Origin of the sequence: Marinobacter mobilis (genome assembly GCF_900106945.1) — a bacterium.
Taxonomy (GTDB): domain Bacteria; phylum Pseudomonadota; class Gammaproteobacteria; order Pseudomonadales; family Oleiphilaceae; genus Marinobacter; species Marinobacter mobilis.
The window spans coordinates 164,728-180,012 of sequence record NZ_FNNE01000004.1 but is presented as its reverse complement, the minus strand read 5'-3'; the positions used below and the strand labels follow the sequence as shown (position 1 = coordinate 180,012).

General features: G+C 58.5%; 11 protein-coding genes. 3 read left to right on the top strand and 8 right to left on the bottom strand.

Annotation, left to right across the window (positions count from 1 at the left end; translation table 11 throughout):
* Nucleotides 1-121: 121 nt before the first annotated feature.
* From BLV11_RS07795 to BLV11_RS07785, 3 genes are all read left to right on the top strand, one after another.
* Nucleotides 122-1,750, top strand: a complete 1,629-nt coding sequence (locus BLV11_RS07795; RefSeq protein WP_091812407.1) for an AMP-binding protein — start codon at nucleotides 122-124, stop codon at nucleotides 1,748-1,750.
* 220 nt (nucleotides 1,751-1,970) lie between these two features.
* Entirely contained in the window at nucleotides 1,971-2,492 is a 522-nt protein-coding gene (locus BLV11_RS07790; RefSeq protein WP_091812406.1) for a response regulator, read from the top strand.
* Nucleotides 2,493-2,500: 8 nt separating this feature from the next.
* Complete coding sequence (locus tag BLV11_RS07785; RefSeq protein WP_091812405.1) at nucleotides 2,501-4,699, top strand: two-component system response regulator; 2,199 nt, start codon at nucleotides 2,501-2,503, stop codon at nucleotides 4,697-4,699.
* A 74-nt stretch (nucleotides 4,700-4,773) separates the two neighbouring features.
* Here BLV11_RS07785 and BLV11_RS07780 read toward each other — a convergent pair whose 3' ends face one another.
* The 8 genes from BLV11_RS07780 to BLV11_RS07745 all read right to left on the bottom strand — a co-directional run bounded on the left by BLV11_RS07780 (nucleotide 4,774) and on the right by BLV11_RS07745 (nucleotide 15,275).
* Nucleotides 4,774-6,654, bottom strand: coding sequence for an LTA synthase family protein (locus BLV11_RS07780; RefSeq protein ID WP_091812404.1), 1,881 nt, complete (start codon nucleotides 6,652-6,654; stop codon nucleotides 4,774-4,776).
* Between the two features lie 241 nt (nucleotides 6,655-6,895).
* Nucleotides 6,896-8,728: a glutamine--fructose-6-phosphate transaminase (isomerizing) gene (gene glmS, locus BLV11_RS07775; RefSeq protein WP_091812403.1), complete on the bottom strand. Its 1,833-nt coding sequence runs from the start codon at nucleotides 8,726-8,728 to the stop codon at nucleotides 6,896-6,898.
* 49 nt (nucleotides 8,729-8,777) lie between these two features.
* The gene (glmU, locus tag BLV11_RS07770) at nucleotides 8,778-10,145 is read right to left on the bottom strand and encodes a bifunctional UDP-N-acetylglucosamine diphosphorylase/glucosamine-1-phosphate N-acetyltransferase GlmU (RefSeq protein WP_091812402.1); all 1,368 of its coding nucleotides are present in this window, start codon (nucleotides 10,143-10,145) and stop codon (nucleotides 8,778-8,780) included.
* 167 nt (nucleotides 10,146-10,312) lie between these two features.
* Nucleotides 10,313-10,735, bottom strand: a complete 423-nt coding sequence (locus BLV11_RS07765) for a F0F1 ATP synthase subunit epsilon (RefSeq protein ID WP_091812401.1) — start codon at nucleotides 10,733-10,735, stop codon at nucleotides 10,313-10,315.
* 45 nt (nucleotides 10,736-10,780) lie between these two features.
* On the bottom strand, nucleotides 10,781-12,169 hold the full coding sequence (atpD, locus tag BLV11_RS07760) for a F0F1 ATP synthase subunit beta (protein ID WP_091812400.1): 1,389 nt from the start codon (nucleotides 12,167-12,169) through the stop codon (nucleotides 10,781-10,783).
* 56 nt (nucleotides 12,170-12,225) lie between these two features.
* On the bottom strand, nucleotides 12,226-13,092 hold the full coding sequence (gene atpG / locus BLV11_RS07755; protein WP_091812399.1) for a F0F1 ATP synthase subunit gamma: 867 nt from the start codon (nucleotides 13,090-13,092) through the stop codon (nucleotides 12,226-12,228).
* A 73-nt stretch (nucleotides 13,093-13,165) separates the two neighbouring features.
* Entirely contained in the window at nucleotides 13,166-14,710 is a 1,545-nt protein-coding gene (gene atpA, locus BLV11_RS07750) for a F0F1 ATP synthase subunit alpha (RefSeq protein ID WP_091812398.1), read from the bottom strand.
* 28 nt (nucleotides 14,711-14,738) lie between these two features.
* Nucleotides 14,739-15,275, bottom strand: a complete 537-nt coding sequence (locus tag BLV11_RS07745) for a F0F1 ATP synthase subunit delta (protein ID WP_091812397.1) — start codon at nucleotides 15,273-15,275, stop codon at nucleotides 14,739-14,741.
* Nucleotides 15,276-15,285 lie beyond the last annotated feature (10 nt).

The following is a 15,285-nucleotide window of genomic DNA, read 5'->3' as shown; positions in this document are numbered from 1 at the left end:
CACCGCGCGCTTTGGCAATTGTCATCTCATTGACAGTATTTCGGATTTTCGCTGATTAGACTCGGACGCTACCGTAACCCTGTCTCCGGCAGACACACTCAACCATCAGCGAGTTCCAACAATGACAAAACCGTGGCTCACCCACTACCCGGAAGCGATTCCTCACACCATCAATCCGGATGCGTTTTCATCCGTGGCTGAACTGTTCCAGCAGGCCTATCGCAAGTTTCCGGATCACACGGCCCTGGAGTGCTTTGGTCTCACCCTGAGCTACCGTGATCTCGACCGTCTGTCCGACGCTCTCGCCAACGCCCTGCAGCAGGAGTTTGGTATCCGCAAGGGTGATCGCGTTGCGGTGATGCTGCCCAACCTGTTCGCCTATCCAATCGTGATGGCCGCCATCCTCAAGGTTGGCGCGGTACAGGTGAACGTCAACCCGCTGTATACGGCGCGGGAACTGGAGCACCAACTCAACGATTCCGGCGCTTCGGTGATTTTCGCCTATAACGGCTCTACCCCGGCACTGGCCGAAGTTCGCAGTAAAACCGGTATCCGTCAGGTGGTCACCGTGGCTCCGGGTGATGGTACCGACGCACCGATCCCGGCCGGCCCGATCGCCGACACCCTGGGTGACCATGCCAGCCTTGCGGACCTGCTGAAGAACCACGACGGCAGCCAGCCGGACGCTGTCGCCATAGCCGGCGACGACGTACTGTTCCTGCAGTACACCGGCGGTACCACGGGTCCATCCAAAGGCGCCACCCTGACCAACCGCAACCTGATTGCCAACTCCGAGCAGTTCCGCGCCTTCGTGCCCAGCGCCAACGAAGAGGGCAAGGAAATCCTGGTGGTGTCGCTGCCGATGTACCACATCTTCGGCCTGATGATTTACATTGCCTATGCTGCCATTGGCGCCAAGGCCATCCTCATCCCCAACCCGCGGGATATGGAAGCCTACCTCAACGCCATCAAGGACTCGAAGTTCTCGGTGATTGGCGGCGTCAACACCCTGTACGCCGGCATGACCATGCATCCGCTGTTCAAGGAGGTGGATTTCTCCAACTACAAGGTTGCCTTCGGCGGCGGCGCCAAGATCTTCCCCAGCACCTCGGAGCGCTGGAAAGACGTCACCGGTTCCCACATTCTGGAGGGCTTCGGGCTGTCGGAAACCGCGCCCATCCTCACCCTCAACCCCTTGGGCCAGGACAGCTTCTCCAGCACCGTCGGCTTCCCGGTGCCGTCCACCGACATCAAGATTCTCGGTGACGACAACCAGCCACTGGGCGTTGATCAGCCTGGCGAGCTCTGCGCCAAAGGCCCGCAGGTGATGCAGGGCTACTGGAACCGTCCCGACGCCACCGCCGAGGCCTTCACCGACGATGGCTACTTCCGTACCGGCGATATCGCCGTGATGCACGCCAACGGCATGTTTGAGATTGTCGACCGCAAGAAAGACATGCTCATCGTCTCCGGCTTCAACGTCTACCCCAACGAGGTCGAGGCCGTGGCCTGCGAACTCGACACCGTCGCCGAGGCGGCCTGTGTTGGCGCCCCCGATGAAAAGACCGGCGAGCGTATCCGCCTGTTCGTGGCCCCGTCCGGCAAGGGCGAACTGACCACCGAGGCGGTACAGGCCTACTGCCGCGACAACCTGGCCGCGTACAAGGTCCCCAAAGACGTGATCATTCTGGATGAGCTGCCCAAGTCCAACGTGGGCAAGATTCTGAGAAAAGACCTGCGGACCGCCTGAACGGCGTCGCACCTCACCGCCTGGGTTATGACCGCAGTCAGGGCCCGGGCGGTGCCCCCAATAAGCAGTCAGCGCCCCCCAAAGCCGAGCCATTCCCCATTTAAATAGTTTTCATTCCTACCAACTGTTGCAAAACGCCCAATAGCGACCATGCTTACGGACGAACCTGGCCGCATGCCGACAATGGATTGACCCTGGACTCACGCAAGGAGGCTTTGCGATGTTAAAGGGGGTGAATCAGCAGACCTTGCCACAAATACTGCTGCTGTGTATTCCGGTACTGATACTGATACTTTTAATTACCTGGCAGGTTTACCAGCAGTCCCGACAACAATCGGAGCTGGAGGCAAACCATACCGCCTCTCGCCTGCTGGCCGAGAGCCGGGCTCACCTGCAGGATGCCCTTTCCGTTCCGCTTCTGGAACTGTCAGGTGTCGCCAGATCACCGTTGCTGCAAGCCGCGATCAATGAGCCAGACCCGCAACGCAAACGAGAGCAGCTCACCCAGGCACTGTACCTGCTGGCCAAGCTGAGCCTGTCGGCAGACACCGCCGCTAATGGCGAAGAAGCCCTGAAACTGGTGCAGCAACAGGACTACGACCTGATCCTGATGGATCTGCATATGCCAGACATGGACGGGTTCGAAGCCTGTCACCAGCTTCGCAAACGCTACTCCTATCGTGACCTGCCGATCATTGCCATGACCGCCGCCGTGATGGTTGTACACTTGTACACCTTGTGAGGTTTCCCATGGACGGATCCAAATTTCCCGATAAACCGCTGATCCTGTTGGTTGATGACGAGCCCAACAATCTTCGTATTCTTTCCGATACATTACGCTTCGACTTTGAACTGGCCGTTGCCACCAGCGGTGCCCGGGCCCTTCAGTTCGTTGAGAGTGACTCGATACCGGACCTGATCCTGCTGGATGTCATGATGCCCGGCATGGACGGATATGAGGTGTGCGGGACCCTGAAAAAAAATCCGCAGTTCCGGCACATCCCGATCATCTTCGTGACGGCCGCCACCGACAGCGAGTCCGAGGAAAAGGGGTTCCGTCTCGGCGCCGTGGATTATATCCACAAGCCATTCAACCGCTCCGTGGTGATGGCCCGAATCCGCTCCCACCTGTCGGTACACGGCATGATGGACCGCCTGTCCCATACCGCCTCGAAGCTGGATGCCTCGATTGCTACTGAGGTACAGACCGGACGGGACGGCGCCGACGGGCCTATCTTCAGCCCTCAGGGCATGCTACTCGACGCGGTCTTCAGCCAGTCGATGGAGGGCATCACCGTGACCGATGCCGCCGGCATCATCAAGGCGGTCAACCCTGCCTTCACCCGCATAACCGGTTACAGGGCCGAAGAAGTCGTCAACCGAAACCAGGCCGAGCTTCGCAACACCCTGAAGCGGGCCGAGCTATCGACGGAGATCTGGAAGCGCATCCAGAAAACCGGGTATTGGCAAGGCGAGCTGATCAACCAGCGCAAGGGCGGCGAAACCTACCCCGAGCTGCGGACCATTCGAGCCGTGTCTGATAGCGAAGGCCGAATATCGCACTACGTCTCGGTGTTCAGTGATATTTCCACCAACAAGCAAAACCAGAGCACCATCGATTTCCTGACCTGGTACGATTCCCTGACCTCCCTGCCCAACCGGATGCTGTTTCTGCAACGGCTGGAAGCCACCGTACAGCTGTGCGCTGAAGGCGAAGCGGTGGCAGCCGCCATTATTGTCGATATCGACCGTTTCAAAGCCATCAATGAGTCTCTGGGCCTGGAAGCCGGGGACCAGGTATTAACGGAAGTGTCCAATCGACTGGCGAACGGCATGTCCAACAATGAAACCATCGCCCGAATCGCCGGCGACAAATTTGCCATCCTGTTGGCGCCGCGGCGCTGCGACGACCAGCTCAAGGCAAACCGCGCCCTGGCACTGTCCACCCGGATACAGGAGCAACTGTGCGAGCCGATGGTCATCGCCGATCAAATACTGAACCTGAGCGTTACCCAGGGGGTAACCCTGATTCCAGGCACCCTTCCGGAAAGCGCCAAGGATGTCCTCAGAAATGCTGAAATGGCTCACGCCAAGGCCAAGCGGGAAAAAATGGGGGATATCGTTTTTTTCAACGAGCGCATGGGCCACGAGGCCATGGAACAGTTTCGTCTCAGCCAGGCCCTGCACAACGCCATTCCTCGGCAGGAGCTGACGGTCTACCTGCAGTCCCAGCATGATATCAACGGCCAGGTCGTTGGCGCCGAAGCCCTGTTGCGCTGGCAGCACCCCGAACTTGGTATGGTCTCACCCGCCGCGTTCATCCCCCTGGCGGAATCCGAAGGCAACATCAGTGAGCTCGACCGCTGGGTTCTGGACCAGGTTTTGATGATCATCAGAAACCACCAGAAGCAGCTGGGCTCACTGCGGCTGGCCATCAACATCAGCCCCAGCCACTTTGCCCGGGATGATTTCATCAGCCACATCATCAGCAGCCTTCGCAAGCACCGCATTGGTGGCCATCATCTCACTCTGGAGCTGACCGAAAGTCTGATGATCCAGGAGCTCACAGCGGTGGTCAGCAAGCTCCATGCGCTCGCGGGGCTGGGCATTGAAGTGTCAATCGACGATTTCGGCACCGGTTATTCCAGTTTGAGTTACCTCCAGCAACTGCCCATTCAGGAACTCAAGATTGATCGCTCGTTCACCCAGACCATCAACGGCGATCGCAGTGGCCGCTCCATCGTATCCATGATTCACAACATGGCCGCCGAACTGGGCCTGAGGACAGTGGTCGAGGGTGTGGAAACCTCAACACAGTTACAGTACTTACAGCACTTCCCTAACACCGTGATCCAGGGTTACTACTTCAGCAAGCCGATACCTGCCGAGCAGTGGTTGGACGAATGCTTTACGCCCAGAAGCAACCAGGCGCCAGGGCTACAGGCCTGACGCAGGCACCAATGAGCCGGTTGCCCGGTCTCTGAAACCGCCCGACTCTTTGCATGATGTCGTCCATCCTGTCGTTAATTCGTCATACCCGCTGTACTGTACCAGTCATGGCGATACGCCAGGCTTGGCCAGAGCGCGTGCGCCAGGGCCTGATCCAGCAGTGGCTGCTGGACCGCCAGCGGTAATAGCCCGGCGCTGGTCACCTGGAACTGCTCCGGCTGTTCTCCTGGTCTCAGTGCCAGCATCTGATCCCCCTGACGATAGCCAAAGGTATTGCCGTACTGCATCAGCGCCCGGTTGGGGCTGCGGACGTTCAGGTCCTGACCCAGCATCGGATGGCTACCGCTGATGCCCATCAGTGACAACAGGGTTGGCGGCAGGTCCACCTGGCTCACCAGACGATCATCCAGCCGTGGCTGCACCCCTGGCCCGAGGATCAGTGCGGGAATTCTGAAATGCTCCACCGGGACCGCCGATGCCCCATAGACCCGTGAGTCGTGGTCCGCGACCACCAGGAACAGGGTGTTTTGCCAATAGGAAGACGCTTTTGCCTTGGCAAAAAACTGGCCCAGCGCCCAATCGGCGTAACGGATAGCATTTTCTACGCACGCCGGTTCACCAACGGGCTGGATCCGCCCCTCGGGGTATTCCCAGGGGCTGTGGTTGCTGACCGAGAAGGCGACGGTGAGGGTCGGGCTGGTATCCTGGCTGAGCAGGCGATGGAGTTCGTTGAACATGTCTTCATCGCTCGCGCCCCAGGAACCCACGAAGGCCGGATCCGTGAAATCCGGCAAGTCGTGAACCTCATCGAAGCCATTGCCCAGGAAGAATCCTTTCATGTTGTCGAAGTGCGATTCCCCTCCATAGACAAAGCGGCTGTGATACCCCTGGCTGCCCAGGTAGGAGGCCAGGGTGAAGAAGCCATGCTGCGCCCGCGGCAGTTTCAGCACCGCCCGCGCCGGCGTTGGGAAGAAACCGGTGGTCAGCGCTTCCAGGCCCCGGATCGAGCGGGTGCCGGTGGCATACGCCTGGGAAAACAGCCAGCCCTGGGTAGCCAGCTTGTCGAGTTCCGGTGTGAGGCCTTCGCCAGCCAGCGCTCCCACATACTGGGCACCGAGGGACTCTTCGACAATGATCACCAGGTTAAGGGGGCGGTCCGGATGGAAGGCTGCCTGCTGGAAGTGGTAACTGGGCTGACCGGGATCGGCCGAGGACGCCGACACGCCAGCCGCGTTGCGAACCAGGCTGATCACCTCCTGATCGGGCATGTCACCGTATTGCTCGGAGGCATTACTCTCGTGCTTGAGCTGGTAGGCCGCGTAGGCCGTGCTATAGAACGAATTCAGCGCCAGTGAGTTGACCAGGTTATCGTCGCTGAAGGCAACCAGTGCCGGATTGATTGGCCGGTGGTCCAGGGTGCCCCTGGCGGCAAGGAAACACAGCAGGAGCGCTGCGACACTATAGACCGGGCGTTTCCACCACCGCAGCGGCTTGTCCGGTTGCGTTGGCAGCAGACGTTTTACTCCCCATACCGCGACCAGCAATACCCCCAGAACCGAAGACACGGCAAGCTTATAGCCCTCAAACAGCATGGCACTGACTTCTTTCGGGTTGACCAGGTACTCGAAAAACAGGCGGTGGGGACGGGCGTCGTATTCCGCGATGAACTGCGGGGTTGCCAGCTCCATAAACAGCAGCAGTACCCACCAGAACCGGTACCACCAGGCGGTCAAGTTCGCACAGAGTGGCCGGTGGCCCAGCCAGGGTGCCAACAAGAGCGGGATTGCGGAAATCATTGCGATGATACTGAGGTCGATGCGTAACCCACCCAGCATGACCTGGAGGAATGAGCTGGAATCGCCAATCCGGTCGAATTGCCAGACAGCCAACCCAAGCCGCCAGGCCGTTAACGTCACCAACGCGATGACAATGAAGCGAAAGGAATGTTTCAACATAGAAAGAGAGCTGCTGGATGGGTAATGGGGTGCTGGATGCTCAGCGGATACTACGTCCATGTAACCATGTAATCTATATTAATCACAATATGAAATATGTAAAAAGTTGTGTGAGCGACCTATGTGGCTGCTACCGACACAAAAAAGCCAACCTTGACGGCGCCGCTCAGGGCGTGATCAAGGTTGGCTGGATGATGAGATGGGGTGTTTCACCTGATGCGGCCGGGGGCGGCCAGAAGGCTTATTCCACGGTTACGCTTTTCGCCAGGTTGCGCGGCTGGTCGACGTCGGTGCCCTTGAGCACGGCGACGTGGTAGGACAGCAACTGCAATGGCAGGGTGTAAACAATCGGCGCAGTAATCGCGTGGACGGCCGGAATCTGCAATACATGGATACCGGGCTGCTCCTGCAGCTCGGCGTCGCCGTCGGCGAACACGAACAGCTCGCCACCACGGGCCCGCACTTCTTCCAGGTTGGACTTCAGTTTTTCCAGCAGCTCGTTATTGGGCGCGACGGTGACCACCGGCATTTCGCTGTCCACCAGCGCCAGCGGGCCATGCTTGAGCTCACCGGCCGGGTAGGCTTCGGCGTGGATGTAGGAGATTTCCTTGAGCTTCAGCGCCCCTTCCATCGCCACCGGGTACATCGCGCCACGACCGAGGAACAGGCTGTGGTTCTTGTCCATGAACGCCTTGCTCAACTCGGCGATCTTGCCATCGAGGGCCAGCGCATCGTCGATCTGACCCGGCAACTGGCGTAGGGCGGCGACGATGTCGGCTTCGCGTGCTTCACTCAGGCCATTGTGACGGGCCAGGGCCAGGGTAAAGATCAGCAGGGACACCAGCTGGGTGGTGAAGGCCTTGGTGGAGGCCACCCCGATCTCGGGGCCGGCGTGGGTCATGATCACCAGGTCGGATTCGCGCACCAGCGAACTGCCGGGCACGTTACAGATCGCCAGGGCGGCACGGAAGCCGGCCTGCTTGGCCTGGCGCAGGGCCGCCAGGGTATCGGCAGTCTCACCAGACTGGGAAATACACAGGAACAGGGTGTCTGGCTGGATCACGTGTTTGCGGTAACGGTACTCGGAGGCCACTTCCACCGAACAGGCGATGCCGGCCAGCTCTTCGATCCAGTAGCGTGCCACCATGCCGGCGTGGTAACTGGTACCGCAGGCAATGATCTGGACGTGGCGGACATTGGCCAGCAGATCGGCGGCGCCGGTACCCAGTGCCTGTTCCAGCACCCGGCTATCGGTGACCCGGCCTTCCATGGTGGCCTTGATGACTTTTGGTTGCTCGTAGATTTCCTTGAGCATGTAGTGGCGGAATTCGCCCTTGTCGGCCGAATCCATACCGTGTTCGAAACGGGTAACCCCCCGTTCGACCGGCGCCCCGGAGCGATCCCAGATCGACACGCCGTCGCGGCGGATATCCGCCAGGTCGCCTTCCTCGAGGAACATGAACCGGTCCGTCACCGGCAGCAGTGCGAGCTGGTCCGATGCAATGAAGTGTTCACCGATGCCAACACCGATCACCAGCGGGCTGCCTTCCCTGCACACCACCAGATGGTCGGGCTCATCCGCGTGCAGCACCGCCAGGGCATAGGCACCACGGAGCTGGGCAATGGCGGCACGCACCGCCTGCAGGACATTACCGGCAACCCGGTACTCTTTCTCGATCAGGTGGGCAACGACTTCGGTGTCGGTCTGGGAGGTGAACTCGTAGCCTTCGGCGATCAGGGCCTGGCGCAGCTCCTGATAGTTCTCGATGATGCCATTGTGGACGATGGCCAGACGGTCACCGGACATGTGCGGATGGGCATTGAGCTGTGAAGGCTCGCCGTGGGTCGCCCAGCGGGTGTGGGCGATACCCAGCGGTCCCTTGCAGGGGTTCTGCTCGACGTAATCGGCCAGTGCCGAGACCTTGCCCACCTCGCGGGCCCGGTTGATCTCGCCATTACTCTGGCGCACCGCCATGCCCGCGGAGTCATACCCCCGGTATTCGAGCCGTCGCAGGCCCTCCAGCAGAATGCCGTGAACGTCCCTTTCCGATACCGCGCCTACAATGCCACACATGGGGTGTTACCTGCCTTTCAATAAACCAGTCTTGATGGATACGATGCTATCACGCTTTCTTTTCGGGCCGCTGCCAGTTCTGGACATTACGCTGACGACCACGGGCAACCGCGAGTTCCCCGGCCTCAATCGGCCTGGTGATGGTAGACCCCGCCCCGATGGTGGCGTTGCTGTCCACTGTAACAGGTGCCACCAGTGAGGTGTTGGACCCTACAAAAACTTCATCACCAATGACCGTCTGGTGCTTGTTGACGCCATCGTAGTTACAGGTGATGGTGCCGGCGCCAACATTGACGTGACGCCCCAGGGTGGCGTCGCCGACATAACTCAGATGGTTGATCTTGCTGCCTTCACCAACCACTGCCTTTTTCGTCTCAACAAAGTTGCCGATTTTGGTGTCAGCGGCCAGACGGGTGCCGGGACGCAGGCGGGCAAAAGGCCCGATCTTGGCGTTGTTACCGACTTCGGCTCCGTCGATCAGTGAATGGGCCTCAATCACCGCGCCGTCACCAATCACGGTATTCCGGATCACACAGCCGGGACCGATACTGACGTTGTTGCCAAGGGTGACGTCCCCTTCAAACACCACATTCACGTCGATCAGAATGTCATTGCCGATCTGCAGGTTGCCGCGCACATCCACCCGCGCCGGATCCGCCAGGGTAGCGCCCTCGGTCATCAGTCGGTCGGCCTGACGGCGCTGGTACCAACGCTCAAGTTCCGCCAGTTGCAGTCGATTATTGACGCCCTGTACCTCAAACTCGTTGTCCGGCTGGGCCACGTTGACGGCAACGCCGTTGGTCACCGCCATGGCAATAATGTCGGTCAGGTAATATTCGCCCTGGGCATTGTTATTGGACAGCTTGGGCAACCAGTCCTTCAACAGCCGCGCGGGCACGGCCAGGATGCCGGTATTGACCTCGGTGATACGATGCTGGTGCTCGCTGGCGTCTTTCTGCTCGACAATCGCCAGTACCTTGTCGCCCTGATCACGGATGATCCGGCCGTAACCGTGGGGATCTTCCAGGGTCACGGTTAACAATGCCAGTGAACGCTCACCGACCTGTCCAATCAAACGCTCCAGGGTTTTCGCACTGGTCAGTGGCACATCCCCATACAGCACCAGGACATTGGCATCATCCGGCACATTCGGCAGGGCCTGAGCCACCGCGTGCCCTGTACCCAGCTGTTCTTCCTGCAACGCCCACTGGATATCGTCGGCCGGCGTGATCGCGCGGACCTGATCGGCGCCATGGCCAATCACCCCGTGGATTCCGGCGGCGCCAAGCGTACGGGCGGTATCGGCGACATGATGCAGCATCGGCTTACCGGCCACACAGTGCAGCACCTTGGGTAACGAGGATTTCATACGCGAGCCCTGACCAGCGGCCAGGATGATGACGTGGAGCGGTGTCATGGCGGAAGGGATCTCCTGTTGTGGCGCCTCGGCGCACGGCTGGATAGCGTTGCAGAATCCGTTTGTAGAAATAAAAAAGCCGCAGCCCTGGGGGCAGTGCCGTCGGAGACGACACCCGCCCGTTCAGGATGCGGCTTTGGCGATCAGCAATTCCCGACCGTAAGCGTTTACTTCATCTTACGGCGCAGCTGCTGAATGGTCCGAAGCTGAGCAACAGCCTCGGCCAGTTCTGCAGCGGCACGGGAATATTCGAATTCACCGGTCTTGCTGGCAATTGCCTTCTCGGCTTCGCGCTGGGCTTCAACAGCTGCAGCTTCGTCCACATCCTTTGCACGAACTGCAGTATCAGCCAACAGCGTGACGAGGTTCGGCTGAACCTCGAGGTAGCCGCCAGAGACATAAAGAATCTCTTCCTCACCGCCTTGCTTGATCACCCGGACAGGGCCCGGTTTCAGCGCGGTCAGCAGAGGGGTGTGACCCGGGGCAATACCCAGGTCACCCTCTGAACCGGCGGCGATCAGCATTTCAATCAGTCCGGAAAAGATCTTCTCTTCGGCACTTACCACGTCACAATGCACGGTTATACCCATGTCAGTTGCCTCTTTGGTCGATCCGGAAACAATGGCTTAGTGGAATTAACCCTTGGCCTTCATTTCCTTCGCTTTCTCGACCGCTTCCTCCATGGAGCCTACCATGTAGAACGCCTGTTCAGGCATATCATCGTAGTCGCCGTTGAGGATGCCCTTGAAGCTGCTGATGGTTTCCTTCAGCGACACGTACTTACCGGGAGAACCGGTGAATACTTCCGCTACGTGGAACGGCTGGGACAGGAAACGCTCGATCTTACGGGCACGGGCTACGGTCAGCTTGTCTTCTTCTGACAGTTCGTCCATACCGAGGATCGCGATGATGTCCTTCAGTTCCTTGTAACGCTGCAGGTTGGTCTGCACGCCACGGGCAACTTCATAGTGCTCCTGACCGATGATCAGCGGATCCAGCTGACGAGAGGTGGAATCCAGCGGATCGATCGCCGGGTAAATACCCTTGGAAGCGATATCACGGCTCAGTACCACGGTCGCATCAAGGTGCGAGAAGGTGGTGGCCGGAGACGGGTCAGTCAAGTCATCCGCCGGTACGTAGACCGCCTGGATGGACGTGATGGAGCCGTTCTTGGTGGAGGTAATACGCTCCTGCAGCTCACCCATTTCCTGGGCCAGAGTCGGCTGGTAACCTACCGCGGAAGGCATACGGCCCAGCAGTGCAGATACCTCGGTACCGGCCAGGGTGTAACGGTAGATGTTGTCAACGAACAACAGTACGTCACGACCTTCGTCACGGAACTTCTCAGCCATGGTGAGACCGGTCAGGGCCACACGCAGACGGTTTCCTGGGGGCTCGTTCATCTGGCCGTAAACCATGGCAACCTTATCGAGAACGTTGGACTCCTTCATTTCGTAATAGAAGTCGTTACCTTCCCGGGTCCGCTCACCAACACCTGCGAATACGGAGAGACCGGAGTGCTCTTTCGCGATGTTGTTGATCAGTTCCATCATGTTTACGGTTTTACCTACACCGGCACCACCGAACAGGCCAACCTTACCACCCTTGGCGAACGGGCAGATCAGGTCGATAACCTTGATGCCGGTTTCCAGCAGGTCGGCAGAGGCAGACTGATCTGCATAGCCAGGTGCTTTACGGTGAATCGCCCAACGCTCTTCTTCACCGATGTCGCCGGCTTCGTCGATAGGACGACCCAGAACGTCCATGATACGGCCCAGAGTCTGGGTGCCGACCGGGACGGAAATCGGTGCGTTGGTGTTGGTTGCGGTCAGGCCACGCTTGAGGCCTTCGGTGCTGCCCATGGCGATGGTACGAACAATTCCGTCACCCAGCTGCTGCTGGACTTCCAGAGTTGTATCGCCACCTTCAAGCAGCAGTGCGTCATACACTTTGGGTACGGAGTCACGTGGGAATTCCACGTCGATAACCGCGCCAATGATCTGAACGATTTGTCCGCTACTCATGCTCGGTTCCTCGTTATCTTAAGTAGTCAATAAAACCAGTTGGACTGTGGGCGGGATCAGACCGAAGCCGCGCCGCTCACAATCTCCGATATCTCTTGGGTAATAGCTGCCTGACGCGCCTTGTTATAAGCCAACTGCAGCTCGTCGATGATGCCACCGGCGTTATCAGTTGCGCTCTTCATGGCGATCATTCGGGCGGCCTGTTCACATGCCAGATTTTCTACCACACCCTGGTATACCTGGGATTCAATGTAACGTGGCAGAAGACCTTCGAGGATCTGCCTGGCATCGGGCTCGTAGAGATAATCCCACTGGCTCTTGATCTCTTCTTCGTCCTTTTCACCTTCCGGCAGGGGCAGAAGCTGCTCTACCTTCGGGCTCTGGGTCATGGTGTTCACGAACTCGTTGTGTACGACGTACAAACGGTCGATCTTGCCTTCGTTATAGGCATCCAGCATGACCTTGACGTTGCCGATGAGTTGGTCAGAACTCGGGCTGTCACCCAGATGGGTCAGCGCCGCAACGACGTTTCCGCCGTAGTTCTGGAAAAAGGAGCTGCCTTTCTGGCCAATCGCGCACAGATCAGCGTCCACACCTTTCTCTTTCCACGCTCTCATTTCACGGACAAGCGCTTTAAACAGGTTGACGTTCAGACCACCGCAAAGGCCCCGGTCCGTCGATACCACGATATAGCCCACGCGCTTGACCTCGCGCTCGACCATAAACGGGTGACGATACTGAGCATTTGCCTTCGCAATGTGTCCGATAACCTGAAGCATCTTCTGCGCATACGGGCGAGTCGCCTGCATACGATCCTGAGCCTTACGCATTTTGCTCGCCGCCACCATTTCCATGGCGCTGGTGATCTTCTGCGTGCTCTTGATGCTGGAAATCTGGTTACGTATTTCTTTTCCGACGGCCATAACTCACTGCCTTCTCAAGTTAGACACTCGCTGACACAAAGCCGGCCTGCGATGACTCGCAGGCCGAAGCCTGTTACCAGCTCTGAGTGGTCTTGAATGTCTCAAGTGCAGCTTTCAGGCCGGCAGCGATGTCATCGTTGAAATCGCCTTTCTCGTTGATCTTGGCCAGAAGCTCGGATTGCTCCGCGCGCATCCAGTCCAGAAGCTGTGCTTCGAAAGACACAACCTTCTCTACGTCAACGTCGTCCAGGAAGCCTTCGTTGGCTGCGAACAGAACAGTACCCATTTCAGCCACGGACTGCGGGCTGTACTGGTTCTGCTTCATGAGTTCGGTAACACGCTGACCGTGCTCGAGCTGCTTACGTGTCGCTTCGTCGAGATCGGAAGCGAACTGTGCGAAGGCAGCCAGTTCACGGTACTGGGCCAGAGCCAGACGGATGTTACCGCCGAGCTTCTTCATGATCTTGGTCTGGGCCGCACCACCAACACGGGATACCGAGATACCGGCGTTCATAGCCGGACGGATACCAGAGTTGAACAGGTTGGTTTCCAGGAAGATCTGACCGTCGGTAATGGAGATCACGTTGGTCGGTACGAACGCAGATACGTCACCGGCCTGGGTCTCGATGATCGGCAGAGCGGTCAGGGAACCGGTCTTGCCTTTCACTTCACCGTTGGTGAACTTTTCTACGTAGTCAGCGTTTACGCGGGATGCGCGCTCAAGCAGACGGGAGTGCAGGTAGAAAACGTCACCCGGGTAAGCTTCACGGCCCGGCGGACGACGCAGCAGCAGGGAGATCTGACGGTAGGCAACGGCCTGCTTGGACAGGTCATCGTATACAATCAGGGCATCCTCACCGCGGTCGCGGAAGTATTCGCCCATGGCAGTACCCGCGTACGGAGCCAGGAACTGCATCGCTGCAGGATCAGCCGCACCGGCAGCAACCACGATGGTGTGGTCCATGGCGCCGTGCTCTTCCAGCTTGCGCACAACAGCGGCAATGGAAGACTGCTTCTGACCAACGGCAACGTAGATACACTTGATGCCGGTGTTCTTCTGGTTGATGATCGCGTCGATGGCGACAGCGGTCTTACCGATCTGACGGTCACCGATGATCAGCTCACGCTGGCCGCGACCGATGGGAACCATGGTATCGATGGCTTTCAGACCAGTCTGAACCGGCTCGTCAACGGACTGACGAGCGATTACGCCCGGAGCAACCTTCTCGACCGGAGAAGTCAGGTCGGTACCCAGCTCGCCCTTGCCGTCGATCGCGTTACCCAGACCGTCTACAACACGGCCCAGCAGTTCCGGACCAACCGGTACTTCCAGGATACGACCGGTGCAACGAACTTTCTGGCCTTCGGCCAGGTCGTCGTAGTCACCCAGCACAACCGCACCTACGGAATCACGCTCCAGGTTCAGAGCCATGCCGAAAGTGCCGTTGGCAAATTCAATCATCTCACCGTACATAACGTCGGCGAGACCGTGGATCAGCACGATACCGTCAGAAACAGACAGGATCGTACCTTCGTTCTTTGCTTCGGAAGAGATGTCGAGCTTCTCGATTCTCTTCTTGATGATGTCACTGATCTCGGATGGATTCAGTTGCTGCATGCCTTTATCCTCAAACCTTGTGCTGAAGTCAGGAGCCCAGAGTCTCGGCCAGCTTTTTCAGCTTTCCGCGGACAGATGCATCAATAACCAGATCGCCGGTGCGTACAATCACACCACCGATCAGAGACTTGTCCATTGATGCTGCGAGTGACACTTGACGCTCAAGCTTGGTCGACAGTGCCTGGGCGAGCTTCTGCTGCTGTTCGTCCGACAGCTCAAATGCTGTGGTAACGTCGATATCAACAGTGCGCTCCAGATCAGCGCGGTACGTGTTGAAGAGCGCTGCAATCTCGGGAAGCAGAGCAAGACGACGATTCTCAGCAAGAATCGTGAAGAAGTTGCGCACCCCGTCGGAAACCTTCACTTCGGCGGTTTCCAGAATCAGGTCTGCCTTCTTCTGCTCGTCCATTCCCGGATTAGCGAGAAGCTGTCGAATTACTTCGTTCGCTGTGATTTGCCCTGCTACCGTCAGCGCTTCAGACCATTCAGCCAGCTGCTGCTGGTCCTGAGCGGCCTGAAAAGCCGCTTTGGCGTACGGGCGAGCCAGCGTTCTCAGTTCTGCCATGATGAACCTC

What these genes read in the sequence shown, in the direction of transcription:
- BLV11_RS07795 (WP_091812407.1), top strand. Translation starts at nt 122, where the DNA reads ATGACAAAACCGTGGCTCACCCACTACCCGGAAGCGATTCCTCACACC.
- BLV11_RS07790 (WP_091812406.1), top strand. Translation starts at nt 1,971, where the DNA reads ATGTTAAAGGGGGTGAATCAGCAGACCTTGCCACAAATACTGCTGCTG.
- BLV11_RS07785 (WP_091812405.1), top strand. Translation starts at nt 2,501, where the DNA reads ATGGACGGATCCAAATTTCCCGATAAACCGCTGATCCTGTTGGTTGAT.
- BLV11_RS07780 (WP_091812404.1), bottom strand. Translation starts at nt 6,654, where the DNA reads ATGTTGAAACATTCCTTTCGCTTCATTGTCATCGCGTTGGTGACGTTA.
- glmS (WP_091812403.1), bottom strand. Translation starts at nt 8,728, where the DNA reads ATGTGTGGCATTGTAGGCGCGGTATCGGAAAGGGACGTTCACGGCATT.
- glmU (WP_091812402.1), bottom strand. Translation starts at nt 10,145, where the DNA reads ATGACACCGCTCCACGTCATCATCCTGGCCGCTGGTCAGGGCTCGCGT.
- BLV11_RS07765 (WP_091812401.1), bottom strand. Translation starts at nt 10,735, where the DNA reads ATGGGTATAACCGTGCATTGTGACGTGGTAAGTGCCGAAGAGAAGATC.
- atpD (WP_091812400.1), bottom strand. Translation starts at nt 12,169, where the DNA reads ATGAGTAGCGGACAAATCGTTCAGATCATTGGCGCGGTTATCGACGTG.
- atpG (WP_091812399.1), bottom strand. Translation starts at nt 13,092, where the DNA reads ATGGCCGTCGGAAAAGAAATACGTAACCAGATTTCCAGCATCAAGAGC.
- atpA (WP_091812398.1), bottom strand. Translation starts at nt 14,710, where the DNA reads ATGCAGCAACTGAATCCATCCGAGATCAGTGACATCATCAAGAAGAGA.
- BLV11_RS07745 (WP_091812397.1), bottom strand. Translation starts at nt 15,275, where the DNA reads ATGGCAGAACTGAGAACGCTGGCTCGCCCGTACGCCAAAGCGGCTTTT.